The following is a 25,690-nucleotide window of genomic DNA, read 5'->3' on the forward strand; positions in this document are numbered from 1 at the left end:
TGCTGCCCACAGGGCTATACCCATGCCCATGCGCATGCTCCTTTGCCTGCATGTCCTTTCCCCCGTTAGGGTGGGGCGCAGCCCGCAAAGTTCCCGTGCGCCCCGGCCGCACGGTACCGGGGGCGGGTGCACCGGGCCACGGGCGCCGGACCCTGGTCAGCGGCCCAGGGCGGCAGCCCAATCTTCCGCCTTGAAGCCCACGGTGGTGCGGCCGTCTGCCCATTCCACCACGGGGCGCTTGATCACGCTGGCGTTGTCCAGCACCAGCCGGGTGGCGCTGGCATCGTCCTGCACCGCGGCCTGCACGGCCGCATCCAGCTTGCGCCAGGTGGTGCCCTGGCGGTTGACCAGCTTTTCCCAGCCCACGGCCTGCAGCCAGCGCGGCAGGTGGTCGGCGGGCACGCCTTGCTTCTTGAAATCGTGAAAACTATAGGCAATGCCTTGCTCGGTCAGCCAGGCGCGGGCCTTTTTGACGGTGTCGCAATTGGGAATGCCGTAAAGAATGGTCGTGGTACTCATGCCCTCCATCATCAGGGATACGGAGGGTGGGCGACAATAAAGCCTCGTATGCACACCACCCCGAACACCTTGACCGAGTGGCTCGCCCATTGCGAGCAGATTCATCCCCAATCCATCGCCATGGGCCTGGAGCGCGTACAGGAAGTCGCGCGCCGCATGGAGCTGCGCTTCGACTGCCCGGTCATCACCGTGGCCGGCACCAATGGCAAAGGCTCCACCTGTGCCATGCTGGAAGCCGTGGCCCTGCAGTCCGGCTATCGGCCCGGGGTCTACACCTCGCCCCACCTGGTGCACTTTGAGGAGCGCTGCCGCATCCACGGCGAAATCGCGCTGGCCGACGACTTTCTGCCGCACTTCGCCGCCGTCGAGGCCGCCCGCCTGCAGGGCGAAGAAGTGCTGCTGACCTATTTTGAATTCACCACGCTGGCCATCCTGCGCATGCTCAGCCTGGCCAGGCTGGATGTCGCCATCCTGGAAGTGGGGCTGGGCGGCCGTCTGGATGCCACCAACGTGATCGACACCGACTGCGCCATCATCACCAGCGTGGACATCGACCACGCCGCTATCCTGGGCAACGACCGCGAGACCATCGGCCGTGAAAAGGCCGGCATCATGCGCGCCGGCCGCCCGGTGGTGGTGAGCGACCCGGTGCCGCCGCAAAGCGTGCTGGACCATGCCGAGGCCATCGGTGCCGAGCTGTGGCGCTTCGGCCGCGACTTCAACTTCGAAGGCGACAAGCAGCAATGGGGCTGGGCCGGCCGTGGCCGCCGCTATGCGGGTCTGGCCTATCCGGCGCTGCGCGGTGCCAACCAGCTGATGAACGCCTCGGGCGTGCTGGCGGCGTTCGAAGCCATCCGCGACCGCCTGCCCGTCACCGCCCAGGCGGTGCGCACCGGGCTGGCCATGGTCGAGCTGCCGGGGCGCTTCCAGATCGTGCCCGGCCAGCCCACGCTGGTGCTGGACGTGGCGCACAACCCGCATTCGGTGGCGGCGCTGACCGCCAACCTGGATGCCATGGGCTACTTCCCCACCACGCATGCGGTCTTTGGCGCCATGGCGGACAAGGACCTGGCACCCATGCTGGCCAAGGTCGGCCCGCTGATCGATCGCTGGTACTTCACCGACCTGCCCACCCCCCGGGCAGAGACCGCCGCCAGCCTGCAGGCCAAATGGAATGCGGTGCAGATGGTGGCCGGCGGCCAGCGGCAAGTCAGTACCAGCCTGCACGCCAACCCAGAGGCCGCGCTGCAGGCGGCCGTCGCTGCGGCGGAGCCGGCTGATAGAATCGTGGTCTTTGGCTCGTTCTATACGGTGGGTGGTGTGCTGCAGCATGGCATTCCCCGACTGGGCGCCAAGCACCTGGAAGCCTGACGTCCTCCAACGGCCCACACGCATCGCACTCCATGGCATTTTTCAAGTTCCGCTGGCCCGGCCAGAAAGAAGAGGCAGAACAGCCATCTTCCCGGCGCTCATCCCGCAATGCACAGGGGGACAGCGTCGAATCGCTGCGCCGCCGTGCGCGCCACCGCCTGATCGGCGCGGCGGTGCTGGTGCTGGTCGGTGTGGTGGGCTTCCCCCTGCTGTTTGACACCCAGCCGCGCCCGATCGCGGTGGACGTGCCCATCGAAATCCCGGATCGCAACCAGGTCGCCCCGATGGTGGTGCCCGGCGAGCACACGACCATGGCGGCCAATCCGCGCGCCACCGCGCCGGCCGCGCCAGCGCCTGAGCCCACCGCGCCCGTGCGCACGGAAAACAGCCTGGGAGCGGGCGAGGAAGTGTTTGCGCCGGCCGTGCCGGTGCCGCCGCAGCCCCAGCTGGTGCCCAAGCCCGAACCCAAGCCGGAGCCGAAACCCGAACCCAAGCCCGAGGTGAAGAAGCCGGAACCCAAGCCCGAGCCCAAACCCGAGGTGAAGAAGCCCGAGCCCAAGGTGGAGCACAAGCCGGAGCCCAAGGTCGAGGCCAAGCCCGAACCCAAGAAATCGCGCGACGACGACGCCGAGCGTGCCCGTGCGCTGCTCGAAGGGCGCCCTGCATCCACCGCTGCGGCCAAGCCCGAAGCGGCGGCCAAGCAGGAAGGCAAGTTCATCGTGCAGGTCGGCGCCTTCGGCGATGTGGACAAGGCCAACGAGGTGCGCCAGAAGCTGGCCGGTGCCGGTCTGAAGGCCTACACCCAGACTGTGAATGCAGCCGCTGGCAAAGTAACGCGTGTGCGCGTGGGACCGTTCAACGGCCGTGCCGAGGCGGACAAGGCCGCATCCCGCATCAAGGGACTGGGTCTGCCGGCGTCGGTGCAGCCCGGTTGATGGCGGGCCGATAGCGACGCATGGCAACCTTGGACGCGGTTTTGCTGGTGGTGTGCTGCGCCTCCCTGATGCTGGGAGCGTGGCGCGGTCTGGTGTATGAATTGTTTTCGCTGGTGGGCTGGGTCGCAGCCTTCTGGATTGCCCGCCTGTTCGCAGGCGATGTCGGTGCCTGGCTGCCCGTGGATGGCTTTGACCCCACGGTGCGCTATGCCGCAGGATTTGTCGCCGTCTTTGTGGTGGCGGTGTTCGCCTGGGGGCTGCTGAGCGCCCTGGCCAAGAAACTGATCGAGGTCGTGGGCTTGCGCCCGGTCGACCGCACACTGGGCGCGCTGTTCGGCGTGCTGCGCGGCATGGTGCTGGTGCTGGTGGTCACGCTGGTGGTGGTGAACACCCCGCTGCACCAGCAGGACTGGTGGGTCCAGTCCTGGGCCGGGCCGCAGCTGGCCGATCTGGCGCGCACGCTGGTGCCGTCGCTGCCGCAAGAGCTGGGCAAGTACCTGACGGCCCCGGTGTAGCAAGAGTTGAGAAGGTCGCGGGGCAGCGCAAGCCGCCCCGCATAAACACGCAGGACCCAGTCCTGCCATGATGGAAACGCAATATGTGTGGAATCGTCGGCGTGGTCAGCACCGCGCCCGTGAATCAACTGATCTATGACGCCCTGCTGCTGCTGCAGCACCGCGGGCAGGATGCCGCCGGCATTGTCACGCAGCAGGAACGCAAGTTCTTCATGCACAAGGCCAAGGGCATGGTGAAGGACGTGTTCCGCACCCGCAACATGCGTGCGCTGCCCGGCTCGGTGGGCCTGGGCCAGGTCCGCTACCCCACGGCGGGCAACGCCTCCAGCGAAGAAGAGGCCCAGCCCTTCTACGTGAACGCGCCCTTTGGTATCGTGATGGTGCACAACGGCAACCTCACCAACGCCAAGCAGCTGCGCAACGAGCTGGCCGAGACCGACCATCGCCACACCAACACCGAGAGCGACTCGGAAGTGCTGCTGAACGTGCTGGCGCACGAAATCGGCCGTGCCTCCAGCGGCGCACCGCTGAAGACCGAAGACATCTTCAAGGCCGTGCGTGCCGTGCACCTGCGCCTCAAGGGCTCGTACGCCGTGATCGCGCTGATCGCCGGCTACGGCCTGCTGGCCTTCCGCGACCCCTATGGCATCCGCCCGCTGTGCATCGGCAAGGGCGCGGACGGCACGCACATGCTGGCCAGCGAATCCGTGGCACTGGAAGGCACGTTGCACCAGTTCGAACGCGATGTGGCGCCGGGCGAAGCCGTGTTCATCAGCAACGACGGCACCGTGCACAGCGAGCAATGCGCCGCCAAGAGCGAGCTGCACCCCTGCGTGTTCGAGTACGTGTACCTGGCCCGCCCGGACTCCACCATGGACGGCATCTCGGTCTACCAGGCCCGCCTGAACATGGGCGAGACGCTGGCCAAGCGCGTGATCTCCACGGTGCCGCCCAGCGAGATCGACGCCATCATCCCGATCCCCGAATCCAGCCGCCCCAGCGCCATGCAGCTGGCGCAGCTGCTGGGCATTCCCTACCGCGAAGGGTTTGTGAAGAACCGCTACGTGGGCCGCACCTTCATCATGCCGGGTCAGGGCGCGCGCAAGAAGTCGGTGCGCCAGAAGCTCAATGCCATCGGCAGCGAGTTCAAGGGCCGCAACGTGCTGCTGGTGGATGACTCCATCGTGCGCGGCACCACTTCCAAGGAAATCGTGCAGATGGCACGCGACGCCGGCGCCAACAAGGTCTACCTGGCTTCCGCAGCGCCTCCCGTGCGCTACCCCAATGTGTACGGCATCGACATGCCCACCCGCTCCGAGCTGGTGGCCAGCGACCGCACCGTGGAAGAGATCCGCCAGGTGATTGGCTGCGACGCGCTGATCTATCAGGACGTGGACGCCATGAAGCAGGCCGTGGGCAAGATCAACCCGGCGGTCAAGGGCTTCGAGGCGTCGTGCTTCGACGGCGTCTACATCACCGGCGATATCTCGAGCGCCGAGGTGACGGCGCTGAACGAAGGCCGCAACCGCGGCGGCGAAGAAGAGCAGGAAGACACTTCCCGCCTGTCGCTGCCCAACGCCCAGGAAAGCTGATGCACCCGGTGTGCAAGGTGGGCGACAGCGCCGCCTTGCACACTGTGTCCGGAAGCGAGAGCTTCAGAAACATGAGCTAATTGCGCTGGATTACCAAGACTTTCACAATGTTTCTTGCTGAAAAGTCTGGTGACGACAGCGCAATCAGCTCATTTTTTTGTTTTGTTGAGATGCGGTGCAAGCGCGCTTCGTGTGGAAGCGTGCATGCCGCGACCGGCGGAGGAAAGACCGCCGGTGCCACCTGCAAGGACCAAGTACCGTGACCGATCACTCCCTGCCCCAGGGATTGCACCCTGAGACCCTCGCCGTGCGCGAGGCCGTGGAACGCAGCCAGTGGGGCGAACACAGCGAAGCCCTGTACCTGGCCAGCAGCTTTGTGCAGCCCAACGCCGAGACGGCGGCGCGCCGCTTTGCCGGCCAGGAAGAAGGCTATACCTACAGCCGCACCAGCAACCCCACGGTGACCAGCTTCGAGCGCCGCCTGGCAGCCCTGGAAGGCACGGAATGCGCTGTGGCCACGTCCACCGGCATGTCGGCCATCCTGCTGGTGGCGCTGACGGCGCTGAAGACGGGCGACCACGTGATCTGCTCGCAGTCCATGTTCGGCTCCACCATCAAGCTGCTGGGCACCGAAATGGCCCGCTTCGGCGTGGAAACCAGCTTTGTGTCGCAAACCAACATCGACGAGTGGAAGGCGGCCATCCGCCCCAACACCCGCATGCTGTTTGCCGAAACGCCCACCAACCCGCTGACCGACCTGTGCGACATTGCCGCGCTGGCCGAGATCGCCCACGCCCACGGCGCACTGCTGGCCGTGGACAACAGCTTTGCCACGCCCATCCTGCAGCAGCCCGCCAAGCTGGGCGCCGACGTGGTGGTGCACTCCGGCACCAAGTTCCTGGACGGCCAGGGTCGCGTGATGGCCGGCGCCGTCTGTGGCACCGTGGCGCTGGTGGACAAGGTCATGGGCACCTTCCTGCGCAGCGGCGGCCTGAACCTGGCACCGTTCAACGCCTGGGTGGTGATGAAGGGTCTGGAAACGCTGGCCCTGCGCGTCAAGGCCGAAAGCGCATCGGCGCTGGAGCTGGCCACCTGGCTGGAAGCCCACCCCAAGGTGGCGCGCGTGTACTACCCCGGTCTGGCCAGCCACCCGCAGCATGCGCTGGCCATGCGCCAGCAAAACGGCATGGGCGGCGCCGTGATCGCCTTCGATGTGATCGGGCAGGGCGCCGAGCAACTGCGCGCCAACGCCTTCCATGTGGTGGACAGCACCCAGGTGTGCTCCATCACTGCCAACCTGGGCGATGTAAAGACCACCATCACCCACCCGGCCAGCACCTCGCACGGCCGCCTGACCGAAGAGCAGCGCCAGGCCGCCGGCATCGGCCAGGGCCTGATTCGCATTTCCGTGGGCCTCGAGCACCTTGATGACTTGAAGGCCGATCTTTCTCGCGGACTGGATACCTTGAAATGACAACCAAAATTCGTACCCGTTTTGCCCCTTCGCCCACCGGCTTCATCCACCTGGGCAACATCCGCTCGGCGCTGTACCCCTGGGCCTTTGCCCGCGCCAATGGCGGCGACTTCGTGCTGCGCATCGAAGACACCGACCTGGAGCGCTCCACCCAGGCATCGGTGGACGTGATCATCGAAGGCATGCAATGGCTGCAGCTGGACCATGACGAAGGTCCGTTCTACCAGATGCAGCGCATGGACCGCTACAAGGAAGTGCTGGCCACGCTGCAGGCCAAGGGCCATGTCTACCCCTGCTACATGAGCATGGAAGAGCTGGACGCCCTGCGCGAGAAGCAGATGGCCGCCAAGGAAAAGCCGCGCTACGACGGCACCTGGCGCCCCGAGCCCGGCAAGGTGCTGCCGGCCATCCCCGAAGGCGTGAAGCCCGTGCTGCGCTTCAAGACCCCCAAGGACGGCGTGGTGGGCTGGGACGACAAGTGCAAGGGCCATATCGAGTTCCAGAACTCCGAGCTGGACGATCTGGTGATCGCCCGCCCCGATGGCACGCCCACCTACAACTTCTGCGTCTGCGTCGATGACATGGACATGCGCATCACCCACGTGATCCGCGGCGACGACCACGTCAACAACACCCCGCGCCAGATCCACATCTTCGAAGCCCTGGGCGCCGACGTGCCCGTGTTCGCCCACCTGCCCACCGTGCTGAACGAGCAGGGCGAGAAGATGAGCAAGCGCAACGGCGCCAAGGCCGTGACCCAGTACCGCGACGAAGGCTATCTGCCCGACGCCATGGTGAACTACCTGGCCCGCCTGGGCTGGAGCCACGGCGACGATGAAATCTTCAGCCGCGCCCAGTTCCTGGAATGGTTCAACCTGGACCACCTGGGTCGCAGCGCCGGCCAGTTCGATGAAGCCAAGCTGCGCTGGGTCAATGCCCAGCACCTGAAGGCCATGGATGATGCGGCGCTGGCCGCCCTGGTCACGCCCTTCGTGGTCAAGGCCGGTGTGGACGCCGCCGTGCTGCAGGCCGACGACCGCCTGGTGCGCATCGTGGCCCTGTTCAAGGACCGCTGCGAAACCCTGGTGGACCTGGCCCAGTGGGCCAAGGTCTTCTATGTGGATGGTGTGGAACGCAATGCTGAAGACTATGCCAAGCATGTGACCGAAGCCGCCACCCCGGTGCTGGATGCCTTCGCCGCCGCCATGCAGAGCGTGGAATGGACCAAGGAAGCCATCGCCGCCGCCATCAAGGAAGTGCTCAAGGCCCAGGGCGTAAAAATGCCCGTTCTGGCCATGCCCGTGCGCGTGCTGACCGTGGGCACGGCCCACACGCCGTCGGTGGATGCGGTGCTGGAATTGCTCGGTCGCGAAAAAATTCTTACGCGTTTGAAAAACCGCTAAAAACCTGTCTATAATTCGAGGCTCTGCACAACGCGATTGAATAAAAGTCGCGTTGTCAAGAGTGAGAATTTTGGGGGTATAGCTCAGCTGGGAGAGCGCTTGCATGGCATGCAAGAGGTCATCGGTTCGATCCCGTTTACCTCCACCAAAAACAGACGCTGGCTGGTAACAGTCAGAGTTCTAGGAATTGACCCTATCGTCTAGAGGCCTAGGACATCACCCTTTCACGGTGAGTACCGGGGTTCGAATCCCCGTAGGGTCGCCAAGTTTGAAACGCTGGTAGCTACTTAAAAAATAGCGAAGTTTCCTGCCAGGAGTGGTAGTTCAGTTGGTTAGAATACCGGCCTGTCACGCCGGGGGTCGCGGGTTCGAGTCCCGTCCACTCCGCCAGTTTGGCCAGTCGCTTGATTAAAAAAGCGCCTTTGAATCTGAAGGCGCTTTTTTAATCGGAGCTGAAAAGCAAAGATTCTAGGTATGACCCTATCGTCTAGAGGCCTAGGACATCACCCTTTCACGGTGAGTACCGGGGTTCGAATCCCCGTAGGGTCGCCAAGTTTGAAACGCTGGTAGCTATCTAAAAAATAGCAAAGTTTCCTGCCAGGAGTGGTAGTTCAGTTGGTTAGAATACCGGCCTGTCACGCCGGGGGTCGCGGGTTCGAGTCCCGTCCACTCCGCCACAGATTTTTGGGGGTATAGCTCAGCTGGGAGAGCGCTTGCATGGCATGCAAGAGGTCATCGGTTCGATCCCGTTTACCTCCACCAAAAAATCAGACGCTGGCTGGTAACAGCCAGAAGTTCTAGGAATTGACCCTATCGTCTAGAGGCCTAGGACATCACCCTTTCACGGTGAGTACCGGGGTTCGAATCCCCGTAGGGTCGCCAAGTTTGAAACGCTGGTAGCTATCTAAAAAATAGCGAAGTTTCCTGCCAGGAGTGGTAGTTCAGTTGGTTAGAATACCGGCCTGTCACGCCGGGGGTCGCGGGTTCGAGTCCCGTCCACTCCGCCACAGATTTTTGGGGGTATAGCTCAGCTGGGAGAGCGCTTGCATGGCATGCAAGAGGTCATCGGTTCGATCCCGTTTACCTCCACCAAAAAATCAGACGCTGGCTGGTAACAGCCAGAAGTTCTAGGAATTGACCCTATCGTCTAGAGGCCTAGGACATCACCCTTTCACGGTGAGTACCGGGGTTCGAATCCCCGTAGGGTCGCCAAGTTTGAAGCGCTGGTAGCTATCTAAAAAATAGCGAAGCTTCCTGCCAGGAGTGGTAGTTCAGTTGGTTAGAATACCGGCCTGTCACGCCGGGGGTCGCGGGTTCGAGTCCCGTCCACTCCGCCAGATTTAAAAACCGCTGTCAGCGCAAGCTGCAGCGGTTTTTTGTTTTGCGGTATCTCTTTCTGGGCGGGCCGGATGCGTGGGCAGGGCCGCGAGCAAAGGGGGCAGGCGCTCGGCTCAGGCAGACCCGCCGCCACCGGCGCAAGGCGATCCTCATCAAACGGCGCCCCCGGCAGGCCGGGGGGCAGGGCACGCGGTGCGGAATGCTGCAGAGGGCGGCTGCAAAGGGCTGCAGGCCGCCCCCGCTGCTTTTTTGCAACGCAGCCCTGGCGATCCATGCATGTAGCTTCCGCGGTCTGCTGCGATGCACCGTAAACTGAATGCCCATGGCAGGTGCGTCCACCTGCGGAAAGTCGGTCTGATGAACCGCATCCTGTCTGTCCCCCAGCAGTTCCGTATCCGCGTGCACATTGCCGCCTTGACGATGGCCTGTATGGGGCTGGTGGCCGCTTTGCTGATCGGCCTGGGGTGGGTGGCCACCACCCGGCAACTGGTGCAGGATGCGGGCGAGCGCGCGGTGCGCGACACCCTGCTGCTGCGTGAACAGATCCGCCTGCAGCTGATCCCCGCCCAGGGCGCGCTGCGCCAGATCGGCGCGGGCCGTCTGCCGCTGGCGGCGGACGAGGCCACCCGGCTGCAAGCCCTGAATGTGCTGCTGGGCGAGTTGCGGGCCAACCCGCTGGAAGCCGCCATCTATGTGGCCTACCCGAATGGAGACTTTCTGCTGGGGCGGCCCCTGCGCCTGGCGAGCATCCGCCAGCGCCTGAACGTGCCGGAAAGTGCGGTCTACCTGGTGCAGACCATCAGCCACCAGCCCGATGGCCGCAGCGTCGGCCGTTTTCATTTTCTGGGTGAAGACGGCAGGCTGCAGCAAAGCCAGGAGCGGGCCGACTACCAGTTTGATCCCCGCACCCGCCCCTGGTATGCGCTGGCGCGCGAACATCCCGGCACCGCCCAGCTGTCCAATCCCTACCGCTTTGCCACCACGCAGCGCCTGGGTGTCACCTTGAGCCAGCAGGCCACCTCGGGCGATGCCGTGGTCGGTATTGATGTGGCCTTTGACGACCTGGAGCAGATGCTGGTGGGGCTGCGCACCACCCCGGGCACGCGCCTGGCCCTGCTGCACAGCAGCGGGCAGGTGATGGCGGCCACGGTGAACCTGAACAGCAGCGACCGCGACACCCAGCCCATGCTGGACGCCATCGGCGAGCCCGAACTGCTGCGCCTGCAGCAGACCTCCCGGCACACCGGCAAACCGCAGATCCTGACCATCGATGGTCGGCAATGGGTGGGGTTGCACACCCAGATCGATATCGGCCTGGGTGGGGTGTTCGAGCTGCTGCAGATGCTGCCGCTGGACGAGCTGACCGCCGAGGCCCGGCAGCGTGCGCTGTACTTCATCGGGCTGGCCGTGATTTTGGCGCTGCTGCTGCTGCCTCTGGGCTGGGCGGCGGGCAAGGCCATAGGCCGCAGCATCAACCGCCTGCGCGAACGCAGCCTGCGCATCGCCCGTTTCGACTTCACGGGCAGCCGCCTGCCGGCCAGCCGTGTCAGCGAGGTGGGCGAGCTGTCCCAGGCCATGCAGCACATGGGCGACACCATCGAGGCCTTTCTGAGCCTGACCGAGCGCCTGGCCACAGTGCCCGAGGTGGAGCGCATGCTGCAGCAGGTGCTGGAGCAGCTGACGCAGGCCACGCAATCGCAGGCCGCAGCCGTCTACCTGTGGGATGCGCAGGCAGGCAGCATGCAGCGCGCCGCAGAAGCCGGCAGCCTGGTCACACCGCTGCCGGAACACTTTGCCTACCCGCCGCTGCCGGCCGGGCCCCGTGGTGCGCAGGGCGGTGTGAACCGGCTGGACCTGGAGCTGCGCGGCCGCCAGGGCGGTCTGCAGGGCCTGCTGGTGCTGGAATTCAAGGCCGACGCCGCGCACGAAGATGCGGCCTTCCAGCGCTTTGCGCACCGGCTCTCGGGCATGCTGGCGGTGGCCATCGAAACCCGCCAGCTGCTGGAATCGCAGCGCCGCCTTTTCGACGCCATCATCCAGCTGATTGCCGACGCCATCGACGCCAAGAGCGCCTACACCGGCGGCCATTGCGAGCGCGTGCCGCAGATGGCCATCGCGTTCGCGGACCACCTGCACGCGGCGGCCGACGGGCCGTATGCCGACTTCCAGATGAGCGAGAACGAGCGCTATGCCTTCCGCCTGGGCGCCTGGCTGCACGACTGCGGCAAGGTGACCAGCCCGGAACACATCGTCGACAAGGCCACCAAGCTGGAAGCCATCCGCAACCGCATCCATGAAGTGCGGCTGCGCTTCGAGATCCTGTGGCGCGACGCCGAACTGGCGGCTGCGCGCGGCGAGCTCGACGCCGCCCAGTTGGCCGCCCGCCAGCAGCAGCTGATCGACGACTTCACGTTTGTGGCCACCTGCAATGTGGGTGGCGAATTCCTGTCCGACGACTCCATCGCCCGGCTGCAGGCCATCGGGGCACAAGGCTGGCAACGCCATTTCGATGACCGCCTGGGCTTGTCCGATGCCGAACTGCGCCAGCTGCAGCAGCTGCGGCCCGAAGCCCCGTCGCTGCCCGCCACCGAAGCCCTGCTGGCCGACCTGCCCGAACACCGCATTCCCTGGGGCGAGGACCGCCCCGCCGTGGAGGCGGGCGATCCGCGCAACAAATACGGCTTCGACATGAAGCTGCCGTCCTACCAGCAGAACCTGGGCGAGCTCCACAACCTGGCCATCCGCCGCGGCACGCTGACCGACGAGGACCGTTTCAAGATCAACGACCACATGGTGCAGACCTACATCATGCTCAAGGGCCTGCCCTGGCCGCCGGGGTTGGAGCAGGTGCCGGAGCTGGCCGCCACGCACCACGAGCGCATGGACGGCAAAGGCTACCCCCGGCGCATCCCCGGCGAACGCCTGGGTGTGCTGGACCGTGTGATGGCGATGTGCGATGTCTTCGAAGCCCTGACCGCCGCCGACCGCCCCTACAAACCACCCAAGACCCTGAGCGAGACCCTGCGGATCATGGCCTTCATGTGCAAGGAGCAGCACCTGGACCACGGCCTGTTCCGCTACTTCCTGCGCAGCCGCCTGTGGGAAGCCTTTGCCGTGCGCTTCATGAAGCCCGAGCAGCGCGACACCGTGGACCTGGATGCGCTGGAGGCCTTGCTGCCGCAGTCATAGTTTGGCTTTCTAAGCGAAGGCATCCGTTGCGTGCCAGAGGCCCGGCTGTGACGGGATCAGCAACGGGCAGCCCAGTGCCTAGGGGATGGGTGTTCGGAGTTGGCCGTGGACCGCAATCGACCCGTTGCTGTCAGTAGCGCCTTGGGAGTCAATGCCTGCTGTGCAGAGATTGCGGTCGCTGGTGATATTGCGGTGGATGACGGCTTTCTCCGCATCGCTGCCAGCCAGACCACAGAGGGTTGCCATCGCTTTAGATGTGATGGGTCAGCCGCTCTTTCATGCGTCGGGAGACATCGTGTATCCAAGGCTGCTGTTCCCAGTGTGATCGCTGGAAGGCCTCGATGTCATCCTTGTAGGTCAGGGTCAGTCCGATGACATCCACGCCCTGCAGGAACATTGACTGGTGTCTGGCCGAGATATCGAAGTCAGCTTGCTCACCGCCGAAGGTGACATGGCGCTTGGCGATATCGATGTTCATCTGGGGAGAATCTGACGCATCCGCCAAGTTCATCATGGCCTCGATCTTCTCCACAGGCAGCTGAACCAGCAGCAGGCGGTTGCCCATGGCATTGGAGTAAAAGATCTCGCCAAAGCTAGGGGCCACAATGGCTTGGATACCGTACTGGAGCATCCCCCACACTGCATGTTCACGGCTGGATCCGCAGCCAAAGTTGGAGCCCCCGATCAGGATGCTCGTTTCTGCGAACTGAGGTTTGTTGAGCACAAATTCGCTGCGCAACCGGCCGTGCTTGTCGTAACGTAAGTCATAGAGCAGACCTTCGGATAAACCCGCTTTGTCGATGCCACGCAGGAACTGCTTGGGCATGATCTGGTCGGTGTCCAGGTTGTCGATGCGCACCGCAGCTGCGCGGCCGGTGATCAGTTTTCTTTCAGACATGGCTTGGCTCCATGGTTCTCACATCAGTAATTTTTCCGGTGACAGCTGCAGCTGCCGCCATCGCAGGACTCATCAGATGCGTGATAGCACCGCGGCCTTGACGGCCTTCAAAGTTGCGGTTGGTGGTGGAGGCGCAGCGGATTCCGTCCAAGAGCACATCGTTGTTCATGGCCAGGCACATTGAGCAGCCTGGCTTGCGCCATTCAAAGCCGGCATCCACGAAGATCTGGGCCAGGCCTTCGGCCTCCGCTTGCGATTTGACGGCGCCGGAGCCCGGAACGACCATTGCTCGTACACCGCGAGCCACATGCTTGCCGGCAACGACGCTGGCCGCAGCGCGCAAATCCTCGATGCGAGCATTGGTGCACGAACCGATGAATACATGCTCGATAGGGGTACCAATCAGCGGGGCGCCTGGTTGCAGGGCGGTGTACCTCAAGGCTTGCTCGGCACTGCGGCGCATTTCGCTGTTCAGGCTTTCCGGGGACGGGATGAGGCCCGAGATCGGCACAACCTGGTCCGGACTGGTACCCCAGGTCACGTGGGGTTCAACGAGCGAGGCATCAAAGGCATGTTCGACATCGAACCGGGAACTAGGATCGCTGCGCAGCAGCGCCCAGGCATGCAGTGCTGCCTCCTGAACGGGTCCAGTGATGTCTGGACACTTGGCGAGTACGTACTGCAATGCAAGCTGGTCAGGCGCAATCAGCGCCCCTCGTGCTCCGGCTTCCACGGCCATATTGCACAAGGTGAAGCGCGCTTCGACTGAAAGTTGCTCAATGGCGCTGCCACAGAACTCGACCACAAAACCTCGGGCGCCCTGCGCACCTATTTGGCCGATGATCATCAGGATCAGGTCTTTGCTGGTGGTGCCCGTGGGCAAGGCTCCATCGACGCGGATGCGCATGTCCTTGGCCGTGCGATACACCAAGGTCTGCGTGGCCAGTACATGCTCGACCTCAGAAGTGCCGATGCCGAAGCCGAGCGCTCCAAGCGCGCCGTAGGTCGTGGTGTGACTGTCACCACAGATCACGACCATGCCAGGGCGGATCATTCCATGCTCTGGTGCGACAACGTGCTCGATGCCTTGCATGGCATCGTTGGTGTCGAACAAAGGAATGCCGTGGTAACTGCAGTTGCGTGCCAGATTGCTGGCTTGCAAAGCAGAGGCGGCATCGTGAATCACCCGGATCGGGGATGCATCTGTGGGGATGATGTGACTGACCACCGCGACGTTCTGACCAGGTACGGCTACCTTGCGGTTTTCTTCGTGCAGGCCGGCAAAGGCTTGCGGGCTGGTGTACTCGTTCATCAGATGCAGATCGCAGTACAGCAGTACGTTGTCTTCATCGAGTCGGCGGACCGTGTGGCTATCAACCAGCTTTTGATAGAGCGTTCGTGGGGTGTTTGTTTTTTCGTGAGGCATAGTTACTCGCTGGTGATGCCGCGCTCTTTGACCAGTTTGGCCCACTGAGGCAGCTCACGCTCCAGGCGTGTGCGAGCCTCCACGGGCGTGGAGGGCATGGGGTCATAGCCTTCCTTAGTCATCCGAGCCTTGATGGCAGGATTGGCCAGTGCGCTGCGCAGGCCGGAATTGAGTTTTTCGATGACAGCGCCAGGTGTTCCGGCTGGCGCAAACACCATGAACCACGTCTCGAATGCATAGTCAGGCAAACCTGCTTCGGCAATGGTCGGGACGTCAGGCATCAGTGCTGAACGCTGTTTTCCCGTCACGCCCAGAGCGCGGATCTTCCCCGCCTGAACATGGGGCTGTGCGGCGGAGAGCACGGGAAAAGCCATTTGCACCTGCCCGCTGATGGTGTCTACCAAGGCGGGGCCTCCACCGCGGTAAGGTACGTGCATCACGTCCAGGTTGCCCACGCTCTTGAACAACTCGGCTGCAATGTGGAAGGTGCTGCCAGAGCCTGCCGATCCATAGCTCATGCCGCCAGGTTTGGCTTTGAGCTGCGTGATCAACTCGTTCAGGCTCTTCGCAGGCAAGCCGTTGTTCACGACCAGCACGTGCTGCGAGGTCGCGACGGTGCTGATGGGAGACAGGTCCTTCAACGTGTCATAAGGCATCTTGGTGCCCAGTGCCGGATTGATGGCCAGCGAAACAGTCTGCAGACCGATGGTGTAGCCGTCCGGTGCGGACTTGGCCACTTGATCCACCCCCAAGTTACCGCCGGCACCACCCTTGTTTTCAATGAAAATCGAATTGCCTAATGCCTTGCCCCACTCATCGGCCACCAGGCGTGCGGCGATGTCAGCACTTCCTCCTGGAGCGTATGGCACAACCAGCTTGATGGGTTTGGTGGGGTATGGGTTCTGCGCAAACGCATGGGACAGTGGCAAACAGGCTGCCAAGGAAAGCACAAGGGCTCTGCGGTTCATCGTTGTCTCCTGATAGTTGTAAGTAGCAGGAGTAATCCTAATAATGAATGAAATTTAAATAAATTACTGACAATTCATTCTTTATTGCTTTGTAGACAACAATGGACGCAATCTCAGATCTTCATCTCTTTGGGCTGATTGCCAAGCTTGGCACCATGGCTGCAGCGGCGCAGGAGCTCGGCGTGACTCCGCCTGTGGTGAGCCGACGGCTTGCGGCCCTGGAGGAACGCCTGGGCGTGCGGCTGTTGAACCGGACCACCCGGCGGTTGAGCCTGACCCCAGATGGCGAGGTGTACCTTGCCGACGGTGCGCGGATCCTGGAGCAGTTGCAGGGACTGGAGCATCGGCTGGGAAGCGGCAGCCATCAGCCGCAAGGTACGCTGCGGATCGGCGCGACGCTAGGCTTCGGAAGGTCATACCTTGCGCCTGTGTTGTCGCGGTTTACCGAGGAATTTGGCGAAGTGGAGATCCAACTCCATCTCACCGATAAAGCGATCAACTTGGTAGACCAGGGCTTCGATCTGGTCATCCGTTTTGGCGAGGCCGCAGACAGTCGATTGACGGCGCGTTTGCTTGCCAAAAATCGGCGGCTGCTTTGTGCCGCACCGTCGTACATTGCCAGGCACGGTATGCCGTCGGCGCCTCGGGACCTGGGGAGCCGAAACTGCATTTTTATCCGCGAGGCCGACGAGACCTTTGGCACCTGGCACCTGAGAAAAAATGCCGATGTGGAGACCGTCAAGGTGCGTTCCAACCTGAGTTCAAACGACGGCAGTGCTGCTCTGTCTTGGGCATTGGAGGGACGAGGCATCCTTTTGCGCTCACAGTGGGACATTGCAGAGCATGTGAGAGCGGGGCGGCTTGTTCCGCTTCTGACAGACTGGCAGCTACCTGCGGCCGACATCTATGCAGTTTTTCAGACAACCAATCGCATGCCAGCAAAAGTCCGGGCGATGGTGGATCGACTTGTCGATGCCTTTGAGCCTATGCGCAAGAAGGGCACGGAGTTGCTGGGCTGCTGGTAGTCGCCTGGGGTTACGCCATAGTTTGGCTTACCAAGCTAAGGCATCCGTTGGGTACCACGTGCCCGGCTGTGATGGGATGCGCAATGGCCGGCCTTGTGCCTGGAGGGGCGGAATTGATTGTGGACAGCAATCGATTCCGGACTGGAAGCTCGCTGGCGCGATGCGCCGCAGAAGGTCATAGCCATCTGGCGAAATCATCTTGACGCTAGGTCCTCTGAAGCTCACGCTGGATGCATTCAGCGAAATCAAGTTGGCGGTGCCACTGTGCTACCAATCAACTATCGGAACGGATGTGATGTCCTCGATGTCAGGAACTACAACTGTTATGACGCTGGAGTTTCTGCAGCAGTGGGAGCGATTGCACCCGGGTGGCTCGGTGTTGGAAAGACAACGGCGAATTCGGGGCGGGCAGTAGCAAACCTCTCCGAGCAGCTTAGTCGCGCCCAGACGATGAATCGTGCCGCAAAGATTGAATCGCGCATTGCTTTTCACGCGACGAGCATTGCCGATGTTGTGGATTCGCAGGTGGCCTTCCACGGCGTGAAAGCAATCGGAAAGCAAGTCACCGGTGCCAGTGGCACGAATGATTGCACTTGCCGCAAATGAAGAAGATTTGGGTATACATCGCCGGGGTTGTGCCGTTCGCGTTCTTCTACGAGCCGCTCAAGGCGCTCGTTAGCGGACCGGTCTTCCTCGCCGGCGCAATCATCTATTTGCTTCTGCTGCGAATGCTCGCCGAGAAGGTGGGCAAGTGATGCGATGGGAGGCGGTCGCTACAGGGAGCAAACCTGTTGATTTCCACCCGGAAGTGACCCACTAGCCCCCGGCGGGTCAGTTTGGCATGCCCGGCGAATGTGTGGTGGCCGGACCTAGGTTGGGAGCGGCATCCGGGGATCGTGCCCTGGCAGTTCGCCTGTTTCACAGGCTGCGTCACCCTTTGCAGAATCCCGTCGCGACGTCCGCCTGGCCTGCTTGTCCGCATACATGCGCAGATCCGCCTCCCTGAGCACGGTCTGTGTCGAGCTGATGGAGGGGTCGACACTCACAATGCCGAAGCTGGCACCCGGATAGTCGAGGCTGCACTCCGGAAACGCATACCGCCCGATCAACAGGGGGGCCAAGCGGCTGCGCATGGCCTCCAGGGCCTGGTCCTGGTCTGCGGGGCTTGGCGGATCGATCAGTCCAATGACGACGAACTCGTCACCCCCCAGCCGTCCCAGCATGTCACTCTGACGCAAGCCCATGGTCAAGCGCCGACCGACTTCGACCAGGAATTGGTCGCCGACCTCGTGGCCATAGCTGTCGTTGATCGCTTTGAACCCGTCCAGATCCACGAAAGCCACCACCACCCATTGCTGCGTTTTCTTGGCCTGGGCGAACAACTGCTCCAGGTGACCCAGCACGTTGCGTCGGTTGGGCAGATTGGTCAATGCATCATGGTTCGCCGCGTACCACTCGTCCTGCCGCCGCTCCACCATCAGTCCGATCACGTGACCGCAGAGCAGAATGAAAAGCAGACCCACCGACGCGACCAGCCCGGCCAACCCAAGGTGCAGCCTGCGCATGGCTGGCAGGTGATCCAGGCTCGCCAGTGTGATCAATTGGTATTGGGTGTTGGAGAGCGGCTCATGCCGCAGCAGATAGGGCTTGCCGTCAATGATCCACTGATCCGAGCCGGTCACTGCACGCGCATCCAGGGGCTCGCCTGGCTGCTCATCACTGTCCAAGGCGTTGGTCCTTGCTGCAGCCGGCGCAGAACCAGGCGGCAGCAGCGCGCTCGCGTTGCGCAGCATGAATGGCGCGGAAGATGTGGTGGTCACCCGACCTTGGCGATCCAGGATCAGGGCAATGTGGCTCCCTGACAGGTAGGGAACCATATCCGGGGCATCGAACTTGACCGTGACGGAACCCAGGGGCTGGTCGTCCTCGCTCTCAATACGGCTTGCCACGAAATAGGATGGCGTCTTGTTCAGGCGCGCGATACCGAAGGAATGGCCATTGCCCTCACGCAATGCGTCGACGAGATAGGGGCGACCGGAGTAGATCATTCCCACAATGCTGTCGGACTCCGCCCAGTTGCTGGCGGTGACCGTGTCATCCGACATGTTGTTCATGTAGATGCGGGCATAGCGCAGATCGCCAGACAGCTCATTCATGAAGTCGCCCACTTTGCGCACCAACGGGTCTTGCGTGAATTGCGCTGCGCGCTGTTGGCGTGTGAGCTCTGCCAGGTCGGGCGGATCGGTGCGATAGCGGGTGGCGAGCTGGATCACCAGTCCCTGGCGTGCCACCATATTGGCCACACTCACCATTTCGGTGAACAGCCGGTCCATGATGCGTGCGGTGGTTTTGGCTTCGTATTCAGCGCTGGCCGCCAAACGGTCCAGCTCCGACGCCACAATTCGCTGTGACATCCACCACCCGATACTGGCCACCAAGGCCAGCCAGGCGAACGCCACCCCCAGCGTCACCATGCGCACGCTGGATCGCATGGACCGTCTGTGCTGGGCTTGCTGCGGTAATGCCTTGCTCACGTACACCCTCCAGGCCGTTATGAGCAAATGGTAACAAGTACCCTCCCAGCGAACAGTCAGGAAAGGTCATCAGGTTATCAGGGCGGCAGGGCACTCCCGCTGCGTGGCACCGGCCTGTTTCGATGCTGCGCTTAGGACACGCCAGCGTGGAAGCGGCGATCCCTGGCTGACGTCAAGCTATGCCCGCTTGGGGTGCCGACATGGGCCTGGCGGGGCCCCAGTTCTTTGAGCCCCGCCAAGCCGCGGGTTCACCGCGCGATCAGATTGCCGGCTTATTTGGTGGTGTAGCCACCATTGATCAAAATGGTTTGACCCGTGATCCACCAGCCGTCGCTGACGAGGTGGCGAATGAAGGGAACCACATCCTCAATATCAGTGAGCCCGGTCTTGCTGAAGCCGGACAGCGCTGCGGCCGTCTTGTGATAGGCCACCGCATCTGCGCCTTCCGCAGGGTAGAAAAAAGGCGTGTCCATGGGGCCGGGGCCCACTGCGGTGACGGAGATGCCACGGGCCCCCAGCTCCTTGGCGGCAGCGCGGGTGTAATGTTCGACAGGCGCCTTGGTGCCGGCGTAGGAGGCGTAAAACGGCGTGAACGCACCGAGCAGGGAGGTCACCAGCGTCACCACCTTGCCGTGGTCGTTGACATGGATGCCAGCCTCTTTCAGGAAGAAGAAGGCCGCTTTGCTGTTGACATCCGACATCTCGTCGAACTCGGCTTCGGAAATTTCCTGCATCGGTTTTTTCAGCACCTTGCCCACGGTGTTGATGGCAATATCCGGGCGGCCAAAGGCGGCAACGGTGTCCGCAAACAGCTTTTGCACCGCCGCTGCCTTGGTCAGATCGGCGCGCACGGCAATGGCCTGGGCGCCCAGATCCTTGACGGCCGCAACCGTGGCCAGGGCTTCGGCTTCGCTGGCTGCGCTGTTGTAATGAATGGCGATGGCTTTGGCACCTTGTTGCGCCAGATCGCGCGCAATCAGTCCGCCCAGGTTCTTGCCGCCTCCTGCGATGAGAGCAACTTTGTCTTTGATGGCATGGCGATGGGTCATCAGTTTTCTCCAACAAACAGGTGATGTGGAAGCTGAAGAATATCGACACTCAAATTTCGATTGTTAATTTCAATTGTTAAGAATTGACAGCGCAGAAGTCGGGTGAGGGGCATGGCAGGTGTGGAGGGGTCCACCTCAGGTGGCCGCAACGGGTCGACCTGAGCCTGCTGCAACACCCTGAAGCGGCCCTGCGGGCCGGTGCGTGTCGAACCACGCCATCGAGCGGCTGCTCCTGTGGGGAAGTGGCCAAGTGGTCAATTGGCCAATTGGCCAATTGGCCGTAAGCGGCCGTTCAAGACAGGCCGCATGCAAGGTCTGGTGCCGGCGGTTGCTGCCGCTCGGGTGCCGGACCGTGGCGGCAATGGATGGCGGAAGGCGGCGACGGGGCTTCACGCCATAGCCCACACAGTGGGGGCAGACCCCCTCTGTGCCCCCTGCATTGCGCCCCTTGTGGTTTCCCTTGATCCTGGGCGGTGCGTTACACCGTCAGATCCAAGGTGTAGGCAATCTGGGCGGTGTGCTTGAGTATGCCCAGCGCAGAGCAGTGTGCGTGCACCGACATGTCGACCACGGAGGCGACCGCTTCGCGGTCGGCCTGGGGCGCGGTGATGCGGTAATGCAGGTGCACCGAGGTAAAGACCCGGGGCGGCGTCGTCGCCCGCTCGGCCTGGGTGTACACCGTCATGGCGGTGACGTGGATGCCACGCTCCTGCAGCCGATTGCTAATGTCATAGGCCGAACAGCCGGTGGCGCCCGAGAGCATCACTTCCAGCGGCGATGCCAGCACCGGCGCAGCCGTACCGGATGCACCAGCGGGCGCGGGAGCGTCTGGCGCCGTGGTGGACACCTGCTGCAAGGCCGGGGCACGAATGCGCAGGGGCTCGGGGCCCGAGTTTTGTACCTGAAAGAAGGGCGTGGTGCCGTCGGTCAGCAAGGTGAGGGTGCAGTCCATAGAACAAGTCCTTTCTCAGCCCCGCAGTGGGGCGCAATGAACAGAGAGCAGCGAAAGCAGGGCTGGGCCTGGCGTGGCCGGGCGCTCGGTGCCGGGCACAGTCAGTGGTACAGGAGCGGGAACAGTGCAGGGAGGCGCTTTGTGTCCCAAGCCCTGTCCCGTAGGCAATGGGGCGCCCGCCTCAGGAAATGTGCAGCTGGCTGATCAGCTTGCCGTAGCGGGCGTAGTCCTGCTCCAGCGTGTGCTTCAGCGCCTGGGGGCTTTCGGTCACCGGCTGCATGGCCCATTGCTGCAGCAAGGCCTTGGCCTTGGGGGTTTGCAGCGCAGTGTTCACGCTGTGGTTGATTTGCTGCACCAGCGCCGCTGGCATGTTGGCCGGGCCCAGCAGCGCCTGCCAGGTGGAGATATCCACCTGCGGGTAGCCGCTTTCGGCAAAGGTGGGAACCTGGGGCAGGAACGACACCCGCTGGGGTGCGATGACGCCAATGGCGCGCAACTGGCCTGTCTTCAGGAAGTTTTGCACCGGGTTGAGTGTGGTGTACATCAGGGGCACCTGACCGCCCACCAGGTCGGTGATGGCAGGCATGGTGCCCTTGTAGGGGATCTCTTGCAGCTGCATGCCTGCGACCTGGTTGAACAGCTCACCCACGATGTGCATGGTGGAGCCGTGGCCGGGGCTGGCATAACCGGGCAGGGCACCGGCCTTGGCTTTTTGCACCAGGGTGCGCAAATCCGTAATGCCCGATGCGCTGTTGACCACGGCAATGATGGGCTGGTCAATCAGTTTGGCAATGGGGGTCAGGTCTTTCAGCACGTCGTACGACGGCGTCAGGTGCGGCGCAATGGCCACCGAGTTGGGGGCCACCAGCAGGGTATAGCCATCGGGGGCGTTGGCAATGATTTCGCGCGTACCGATGATGCCGGTGGCACCGGGCTTGTATTCCACCATCACGTTGCTGCCCCATTGCGCACTCAGCAATTCGGCAATCAACTGGCCCAGAATGCCGGTGTCTCCGGCAGGTGGGTAGGCCACCACAATCTTCACAATCTTGTTGCGGGGAAACCTGGTATCGGCGCCAGCAGCGCTGGCAGCGCCCGCAGTGCTGGGCGCCAGCACCTGGGCCTGCACCTGGTGGGCTGTGGCCGCACCGGCCAGCAGCAGCCCCATGGCTTTGCGGCGATTCAGCGGCTGCACGGAGGCGTTGGAAACCAACGCGGAAATGGCATCGGCAGCTGCGGCAGCAGACGCCAGAAGTGGGGCAGTATTTTTCATCACGATCACTAACAGTTGCACATGGCATACATGCCAATGGGCGAGAGCCCATGCGACGTAAGCGACAAATTCTATTCCTCTCGCTTGCAGTGACTGCCTGCCGGCGCAGGCCCACGCTGGGTCTTTGAAGCCACTGCTGCGCCACAGTTGCTATCAGGAACATAGCGACGCCGGATCCCCAGAGAGGGCATCAGGCAGAACGGGCCGTCTGCGCCTCCGCCAGCAGCCAGCGGACAAAGGCCTGCAACGGAGCTTCGCTCAGCCCCAGGGGTTCCGGCAGCACCAGACAAAAAGTCTTGGCAACGGACGGGCTCTGCGGCCAGGGGGCAAGCAGGCGGCCTTGCGCCAGTTCCGCTTCCACATACAGACGCGGCACCAGGGCCACGCCCAGTCCGCACAGCGCGGCCTCTATCAGCATGGCGTGCAAGTCAAAGCGCGAACCCACGGCGGGGTTGGTCAGCGCCATACCCGTCTCTTCGGCGTAGCGCTGCCAGGCATCCGGGTTCTGCATGCGGTGCAGCCGGGGCAGGGCATCCAACCCGCCATCCTGGAGGTGTCCGGCCAATAGCGTGGGGCTGCAGACGGGAATCAGCACTTCTTCCAGCAAGCGGTGCGTGCGCATGCCCGCCCAGGCAGGGTGCTCGAAATGCAGCGCCGCATCAAAGCCGCTGCCCGCCAGCACAAAGGGCTCCATGCGTTCGGCAATGTGCAGGGTGATATGCGGGTGGTCCTGCTGAAAGCGCGGAAGGCGCGGAATCAGCCAGCGTGTGGCGAACGTGGGAATGACGGCCAGGTGCAAGCTGGCCGCACCTGCAGGCTGCCCCATCAGGTACTGGCTTTCCCGCTCCAGACGATCCAGGATTTCGCCCACCTGTGCGGCATAGCGCACGCCACTGGGCGCCAGCCGCACGCGGTTGCCCACGCGCTCAAACAGCGCCATCCCCAGAAACTCTTCCAGCCTGGCGATCTGCCGGCTGATGGCGCCTTCCGTCAGCGCCAGTTCCTGCGCGGCACGCGCAAAGCTGCCGTGGCGTGCAGCGGCTTCAAAGGCCTGGAGGGCGGAATTGCTGGGAATCTTGCGTCGCATGGCTGAAGGCAAGCTCCAAGCGCAGCTTGACAAAACATCAATGAAGATCGATTTTATATCGCTATATAGCCTGAATTCCTTTGGGTAGCATGACTTTATGGCAATTAAAACACCGATTGCCCAGTGCAAGCAGCCACCGCTCTCCAAGGAATCCACCATGATCTACACCGTTGAATGCAGCTACGCCGATGCGCAGACCGAAGCCGAATGGAATGACTTCTACAGTCTGCAGAAACTGCCCGCGCTGATCTCTGTGGGCGGCTTTCAGACCTCGCAGCGCTTCAAGGCGCTGGATGCAGGTGTGCCGGTGGCGGTGCCCGTGTACCTGGCGCTGCACACCATCGATGGCCTAGGCGTGCTGACCGGCGACGACTACCGGGAAAAAGGCGGCGGCAACTTTGCACGCTGGCAACAGCACATCACGGACTGGCACCGCAACCTCTATGCCTGTGCGCAGGTCGCACCCGCCTTGCAGGCGGGGGACCTGTTGCTGGTAAGCCCGCAGGGCCCGGGCAGCCTGCAGCAGATAGGCCTCAGCCCACTAGCCATGGAGGTGGTGGCGCTGGAGGGTTGTCCACCGCAACGCTGGATGGCCAGGCTGCCTGCAGCGCAGCGCCCTGCCATGGCCACATTGCCGCCGGACATCCAGGCTTATGAAGCCATGACAGAGCAGCTGCGCAGCACCGTGGCCCCCCAAGGCGCTTGCTGAGACCGTGAGGCTGTTTATGCCCAACCTGACTTTCTATATCTCGGCGCCCATGCCGTCCGAAGCTGATCTGGCACAGCTGTCTGCCGACTGCATGCAGCTGTGCACCGGGGTGCTGGCAGCGCAGCAGCAGAACGTCCATGTGATCTATGTCGCAGCCCGCCCAGGGCATGGGCTGCCCATACATGTGGAAGTCCAGTACCGCCTGGAGCCGCTTCGCACGCCCGAGGTGCTGCAGCGCTTCATGCAGAAGCTGCAGGCATCCATCGTGCAGCACACGGCATCTCCCGCGCGCATCCGGTGCTTCGGCTACGGCGCCGGCCAGATACACGCGCTCCACTGATCTACCGACCTACTGATCCAGATTGCAGAGACCTATGCTCGAACACATCTTCCCCGGTCACCGCGTGGGTGACTTCCACATCACGGCCATCAGCGATGGCTACCTCCAGGCCCCGCTGGGTCTGCTGTCGAACATCGACCTTGCCGACGCCACGCAGATGCAAAGCCGCGCAGGGCAGCGGCCACCGGAGTCCATCCACATCAACTGCTACCTGCTGCGCAGCGCCAGGCACACCGTGCTCATTGATGCGGGTGCCGGCGGCATCAAGCAATGGGGCGGCCTGTTGCTACACAACCTGGCCTTGGCGGGCGTGTCGCCCGAAGATATCGACACCATCTTGTTGACCCACGCCCATCCCGATCATGTGGGCGGGCTGCTCAACGCAGCAGGTGAGCGCGTGTTCCCCAACGCCGAGTTGATCGTGCACCGCAGTGAATGGGACTTCTGGCGGGACGATGCCCACCTCAGCCGCGCCAGCGAACGCGCCCGTGGCAATTTTCAGATCGCCCGCACTGTATTTGAACGCTACCACCAGCAGCTGCGCACCTTTGGCACGGAAGAAGTGCTCCCGGGTGTGCAGGCCATGCCCTTGCCGGGCCACACGCAAGGCCACACGGGTTATCTGTTGACCTCGGCAGCGCAGAATCTGCTGGTGTGGGGGGACATCGTGCACTTTCCCCATATCCAGATCCAGCGGCCCGATGTCACCATCGCCTTTGACCAGGATGCTGCCCTGTCTGCCAGCACCCGTTCGCGCATGCTGGACATGGCCAGTGCCGACCAGCTGCTGATTGCCGGCATGCACCTGGGCGAACTGGGATTTGCCCGCATCCAGCGCGAGCGCAGCGGCTTCAGCCTGCAATACGACCGCAGCTGAACCATGGCCTGCGGCCCCTGCAAGCCGCCCAAGACCTTGAGTGAGACCCTGCGGATCAGGGGCTGTCTGTGCAAGGCGCAGCACCTGGGCCCCGCCTGTGGCAGGCACTTTGCCGTGCGCTTCATGAAGCTGAAACAGCGCAACGGCGTGGGCATGGATGCGCTGGAGGCCTTGCTGCCCCGACCAGATTTTTGCTTCTCAAGCTGAGGCATCAAC

General features: G+C 63.0%; 22 protein-coding genes and 11 tRNA genes. 24 read left to right on the forward strand and 9 right to left on the reverse strand.

The window, feature by feature from the left end; translation table 11 throughout:
• Window positions 1-156: 156 nt before the first annotated feature.
• A complete protein-coding gene (locus tag KW830_RS01385) occupies window positions 157-519 on the reverse strand; it encodes an ArsC family reductase (protein ID WP_066533962.1) in 363 nt (120 codons plus the stop codon).
• 48 nt (window positions 520-567) lie between these two features.
• On the opposite strand from KW830_RS01385, the gene folC reads away from it, so the two are divergent.
• From folC to KW830_RS01475, 18 genes are all read left to right on the forward strand, one after another.
• Window positions 568-1,890, forward strand: a complete 1,323-nt coding sequence (gene folC, locus KW830_RS01390) for a bifunctional tetrahydrofolate synthase/dihydrofolate synthase (protein WP_218331701.1) — start codon at window positions 568-570, stop codon at window positions 1,888-1,890.
• A 32-nt stretch (window positions 1,891-1,922) separates the two neighbouring features.
• Entirely contained in the window at window positions 1,923-2,825 is a 903-nt protein-coding gene (locus tag KW830_RS01395) for an SPOR domain-containing protein (RefSeq protein ID WP_218331702.1), read from the forward strand.
• Between the two features lie 20 nt (window positions 2,826-2,845).
• Entirely contained in the window at window positions 2,846-3,340 is a 495-nt protein-coding gene (locus tag KW830_RS01400; RefSeq protein WP_066533394.1) for a CvpA family protein, read from the forward strand.
• 83 nt (window positions 3,341-3,423) lie between these two features.
• Window positions 3,424-4,932 (forward strand): amidophosphoribosyltransferase, encoded by a 1,509-nt coding sequence (gene purF / locus KW830_RS01405; RefSeq protein WP_066533392.1) that lies wholly within the window; start codon window positions 3,424-3,426, stop codon window positions 4,930-4,932.
• 259 nt (window positions 4,933-5,191) lie between these two features.
• The gene (locus tag KW830_RS01410; protein WP_066533389.1) at window positions 5,192-6,406 is read left to right on the forward strand and encodes an O-succinylhomoserine sulfhydrylase; all 1,215 of its coding nucleotides are present in this window, start codon (window positions 5,192-5,194) and stop codon (window positions 6,404-6,406) included.
• Window positions 6,403-7,809 carry a glutamate--tRNA ligase gene (gltX, locus tag KW830_RS01415; RefSeq protein WP_218331704.1) on the forward strand — a complete coding sequence of 469 codons (1,407 nt, stop codon included), beginning with the start codon at window positions 6,403-6,405 and terminating at the stop codon, window positions 7,807-7,809. The genes KW830_RS01410 and gltX overlap by 4 nt, the downstream gene beginning before the upstream one ends.
• A 72-nt stretch (window positions 7,810-7,881) precedes the next feature.
• Window positions 7,882-7,957: transfer RNA gene (locus KW830_RS01420), tRNA-Ala, on the forward strand.
• A gap of 41 nt (window positions 7,958-7,998) precedes the next feature.
• Window positions 7,999-8,074: transfer RNA gene (locus KW830_RS01425), tRNA-Glu, on the forward strand.
• Between the two features lie 48 nt (window positions 8,075-8,122).
• Window positions 8,123-8,199: transfer RNA gene (locus KW830_RS01430), tRNA-Asp, on the forward strand.
• An 86-nt stretch (window positions 8,200-8,285) separates the two neighbouring features.
• Window positions 8,286-8,361: transfer RNA gene (locus KW830_RS01435), tRNA-Glu, on the forward strand.
• Window positions 8,362-8,409: 48 nt separating this feature from the next.
• Window positions 8,410-8,486: transfer RNA gene (locus tag KW830_RS01440), tRNA-Asp, on the forward strand.
• Between the two features lie 9 nt (window positions 8,487-8,495).
• Window positions 8,496-8,571, forward strand: a tRNA-Ala gene (locus KW830_RS01445).
• A gap of 44 nt (window positions 8,572-8,615) precedes the next feature.
• Window positions 8,616-8,691, forward strand: a tRNA-Glu gene (locus KW830_RS01450).
• A gap of 48 nt (window positions 8,692-8,739) precedes the next feature.
• Window positions 8,740-8,816, forward strand: a tRNA-Asp gene (locus tag KW830_RS01455).
• A 9-nt stretch (window positions 8,817-8,825) separates the two neighbouring features.
• Window positions 8,826-8,901, forward strand: a tRNA-Ala gene (locus KW830_RS01460).
• 44 nt (window positions 8,902-8,945) lie between these two features.
• Window positions 8,946-9,021 (forward strand) — tRNA-Glu (locus KW830_RS01465).
• A 48-nt stretch (window positions 9,022-9,069) separates the two neighbouring features.
• Window positions 9,070-9,146, forward strand: a tRNA-Asp gene (locus tag KW830_RS01470).
• Window positions 9,147-9,504: 358 nt separating this feature from the next.
• A complete protein-coding gene (locus tag KW830_RS01475; protein WP_218331706.1) occupies window positions 9,505-12,336 on the forward strand; it encodes an HD domain-containing phosphohydrolase in 2,832 nt (943 codons plus the stop codon).
• A 250-nt stretch (window positions 12,337-12,586) separates the two neighbouring features.
• On the opposite strand, the gene leuD is transcribed toward KW830_RS01475, so the two are convergent.
• Genes leuD through KW830_RS01490 form a run of 3 tightly spaced genes read right to left on the reverse strand, consistent with a single transcriptional unit; the run spans window position 12,587 to window position 15,628 of the window.
• The gene (leuD, locus tag KW830_RS01480; RefSeq protein WP_218331708.1) at window positions 12,587-13,234 is read right to left on the reverse strand and encodes a 3-isopropylmalate dehydratase small subunit; all 648 of its coding nucleotides are present in this window, start codon (window positions 13,232-13,234) and stop codon (window positions 12,587-12,589) included.
• A complete protein-coding gene (gene leuC / locus KW830_RS01485; RefSeq protein WP_218331710.1) occupies window positions 13,227-14,660 on the reverse strand; it encodes a 3-isopropylmalate dehydratase large subunit in 1,434 nt (477 codons plus the stop codon). The genes leuD and leuC overlap by 8 nt, the downstream gene beginning before the upstream one ends.
• Window positions 14,661-14,662: 2 nt before the next feature.
• Window positions 14,663-15,628 carry a tripartite tricarboxylate transporter substrate binding protein gene (locus KW830_RS01490; RefSeq protein ID WP_218331712.1) on the reverse strand — a complete coding sequence of 322 codons (966 nt, stop codon included), beginning with the start codon at window positions 15,626-15,628 and terminating at the stop codon, window positions 14,663-14,665.
• A 101-nt stretch (window positions 15,629-15,729) separates the two neighbouring features.
• On the opposite strand from KW830_RS01490, the gene KW830_RS01495 reads away from it, so the two are divergent.
• The 3 genes from KW830_RS01495 (at window position 15,730) to KW830_RS01505 (ending at window position 17,408) form a co-directional block, all read left to right on the forward strand.
• Entirely contained in the window at window positions 15,730-16,653 is a 924-nt protein-coding gene (locus KW830_RS01495) for a LysR family transcriptional regulator (protein ID WP_218331714.1), read from the forward strand.
• 450 nt (window positions 16,654-17,103) lie between these two features.
• Window positions 17,104-17,259 (forward strand): hypothetical protein, encoded by a 156-nt coding sequence (locus KW830_RS01500; protein ID WP_218331716.1) that lies wholly within the window; start codon window positions 17,104-17,106, stop codon window positions 17,257-17,259.
• Complete coding sequence (locus tag KW830_RS01505) at window positions 17,256-17,408, forward strand: hypothetical protein (protein WP_218331718.1); 153 nt, start codon at window positions 17,256-17,258, stop codon at window positions 17,406-17,408. The genes KW830_RS01500 and KW830_RS01505 overlap by 4 nt, the downstream gene beginning before the upstream one ends.
• A gap of 114 nt (window positions 17,409-17,522) precedes the next feature.
• Here KW830_RS01505 and KW830_RS01510 read toward each other — a convergent pair whose 3' ends face one another.
• The 5 genes from KW830_RS01510 to KW830_RS01530 form a co-directional block, all read right to left on the reverse strand.
• Window positions 17,523-19,145, reverse strand: coding sequence for a sensor domain-containing diguanylate cyclase (locus KW830_RS01510; protein WP_218331720.1), 1,623 nt, complete (start codon window positions 19,143-19,145; stop codon window positions 17,523-17,525).
• Between the two features lie 314 nt (window positions 19,146-19,459).
• Window positions 19,460-20,236, reverse strand: a complete 777-nt coding sequence (locus KW830_RS01515) for an SDR family oxidoreductase (RefSeq protein ID WP_218331722.1) — start codon at window positions 20,234-20,236, stop codon at window positions 19,460-19,462.
• Between the two features lie 478 nt (window positions 20,237-20,714).
• Window positions 20,715-21,188, reverse strand: a complete 474-nt coding sequence (locus tag KW830_RS01520) for an OsmC family protein (protein ID WP_218331724.1) — start codon at window positions 21,186-21,188, stop codon at window positions 20,715-20,717.
• Window positions 21,189-21,369: 181 nt separating this feature from the next.
• The gene (locus KW830_RS01525) at window positions 21,370-22,461 is read right to left on the reverse strand and encodes a tripartite tricarboxylate transporter substrate-binding protein (RefSeq protein ID WP_218331726.1); all 1,092 of its coding nucleotides are present in this window, start codon (window positions 22,459-22,461) and stop codon (window positions 21,370-21,372) included.
• A gap of 190 nt (window positions 22,462-22,651) precedes the next feature.
• Window positions 22,652-23,548, reverse strand: coding sequence for a LysR substrate-binding domain-containing protein (locus KW830_RS01530; protein WP_218331728.1), 897 nt, complete (start codon window positions 23,546-23,548; stop codon window positions 22,652-22,654).
• 157 nt (window positions 23,549-23,705) lie between these two features.
• Between KW830_RS01530 and KW830_RS01535 the strand changes: the two genes are divergently transcribed.
• Genes KW830_RS01535 through KW830_RS01545 form a run of 3 tightly spaced genes read left to right on the forward strand, consistent with a single transcriptional unit; the run spans window position 23,706 to window position 25,474 of the window.
• Window positions 23,706-24,257, forward strand: a complete 552-nt coding sequence (locus tag KW830_RS01535) for a sugar ABC transporter (RefSeq protein ID WP_218331731.1) — start codon at window positions 23,706-23,708, stop codon at window positions 24,255-24,257.
• Between the two features lie 16 nt (window positions 24,258-24,273).
• The gene (locus KW830_RS01540; RefSeq protein ID WP_218331732.1) at window positions 24,274-24,597 is read left to right on the forward strand and encodes a hypothetical protein; all 324 of its coding nucleotides are present in this window, start codon (window positions 24,274-24,276) and stop codon (window positions 24,595-24,597) included.
• A gap of 34 nt (window positions 24,598-24,631) precedes the next feature.
• Window positions 24,632-25,474 carry an MBL fold metallo-hydrolase gene (locus KW830_RS01545; protein ID WP_218331734.1) on the forward strand — a complete coding sequence of 281 codons (843 nt, stop codon included), beginning with the start codon at window positions 24,632-24,634 and terminating at the stop codon, window positions 25,472-25,474.
• Window positions 25,475-25,690 lie beyond the last annotated feature (216 nt).

The sequence above is a fragment of the Comamonas sp. CMM03 genome, from assembly GCF_019218715.1.
GTDB lineage: Bacteria > Pseudomonadota > Gammaproteobacteria > Burkholderiales > Burkholderiaceae_C > Comamonas > Comamonas terrigena.

What these genes read in the sequence shown, in the direction of transcription:
- KW830_RS01520 (WP_218331724.1), bottom strand. Translation starts at nt 21,188, where the DNA reads ATGGACTGCACCCTCACCTTGCTGACCGACGGCACCACGCCCTTCTTT.
- KW830_RS01545 (WP_218331734.1), top strand. Translation starts at nt 24,632, where the DNA reads ATGCTCGAACACATCTTCCCCGGTCACCGCGTGGGTGACTTCCACATC.
- KW830_RS01535 (WP_218331731.1), top strand. Translation starts at nt 23,706, where the DNA reads ATGATCTACACCGTTGAATGCAGCTACGCCGATGCGCAGACCGAAGCC.
- gltX (WP_218331704.1), top strand. Translation starts at nt 6,403, where the DNA reads ATGACAACCAAAATTCGTACCCGTTTTGCCCCTTCGCCCACCGGCTTC.
- leuD (WP_218331708.1), bottom strand. Translation starts at nt 13,234, where the DNA reads ATGTCTGAAAGAAAACTGATCACCGGCCGCGCAGCTGCGGTGCGCATC.
- KW830_RS01515 (WP_218331722.1), bottom strand. Translation starts at nt 20,236, where the DNA reads ATGACCCATCGCCATGCCATCAAAGACAAAGTTGCTCTCATCGCAGGA.
- KW830_RS01495 (WP_218331714.1), top strand. Translation starts at nt 15,730, where the DNA reads ATGGACGCAATCTCAGATCTTCATCTCTTTGGGCTGATTGCCAAGCTT.
- KW830_RS01525 (WP_218331726.1), bottom strand. Translation starts at nt 22,461, where the DNA reads ATGAAAAATACTGCCCCACTTCTGGCGTCTGCTGCCGCAGCTGCCGAT.
- KW830_RS01395 (WP_218331702.1), top strand. Translation starts at nt 1,923, where the DNA reads ATGGCATTTTTCAAGTTCCGCTGGCCCGGCCAGAAAGAAGAGGCAGAA.
- KW830_RS01500 (WP_218331716.1), top strand. Translation starts at nt 17,104, where the DNA reads ATGAATCGTGCCGCAAAGATTGAATCGCGCATTGCTTTTCACGCGACG.
- KW830_RS01510 (WP_218331720.1), bottom strand. Translation starts at nt 19,145, where the DNA reads ATGCGATCCAGCGTGCGCATGGTGACGCTGGGGGTGGCGTTCGCCTGG.
- KW830_RS01475 (WP_218331706.1), top strand. Translation starts at nt 9,505, where the DNA reads ATGAACCGCATCCTGTCTGTCCCCCAGCAGTTCCGTATCCGCGTGCAC.
- leuC (WP_218331710.1), bottom strand. Translation starts at nt 14,660, where the DNA reads ATGCCTCACGAAAAAACAAACACCCCACGAACGCTCTATCAAAAGCTG.
- KW830_RS01400 (WP_066533394.1), top strand. Translation starts at nt 2,846, where the DNA reads ATGGCAACCTTGGACGCGGTTTTGCTGGTGGTGTGCTGCGCCTCCCTG.
- folC (WP_218331701.1), top strand. Translation starts at nt 568, where the DNA reads ATGCACACCACCCCGAACACCTTGACCGAGTGGCTCGCCCATTGCGAG.
- KW830_RS01530 (WP_218331728.1), bottom strand. Translation starts at nt 23,548, where the DNA reads ATGCGACGCAAGATTCCCAGCAATTCCGCCCTCCAGGCCTTTGAAGCC.
- KW830_RS01505 (WP_218331718.1), top strand. Translation starts at nt 17,256, where the DNA reads ATGAAGAAGATTTGGGTATACATCGCCGGGGTTGTGCCGTTCGCGTTC.
- KW830_RS01385 (WP_066533962.1), bottom strand. Translation starts at nt 519, where the DNA reads ATGAGTACCACGACCATTCTTTACGGCATTCCCAATTGCGACACCGTC.
- KW830_RS01490 (WP_218331712.1), bottom strand. Translation starts at nt 15,628, where the DNA reads ATGAACCGCAGAGCCCTTGTGCTTTCCTTGGCAGCCTGTTTGCCACTG.
- purF (WP_066533392.1), top strand. Translation starts at nt 3,424, where the DNA reads ATGTGTGGAATCGTCGGCGTGGTCAGCACCGCGCCCGTGAATCAACTG.
- KW830_RS01540 (WP_218331732.1), top strand. Translation starts at nt 24,274, where the DNA reads ATGCCCAACCTGACTTTCTATATCTCGGCGCCCATGCCGTCCGAAGCT.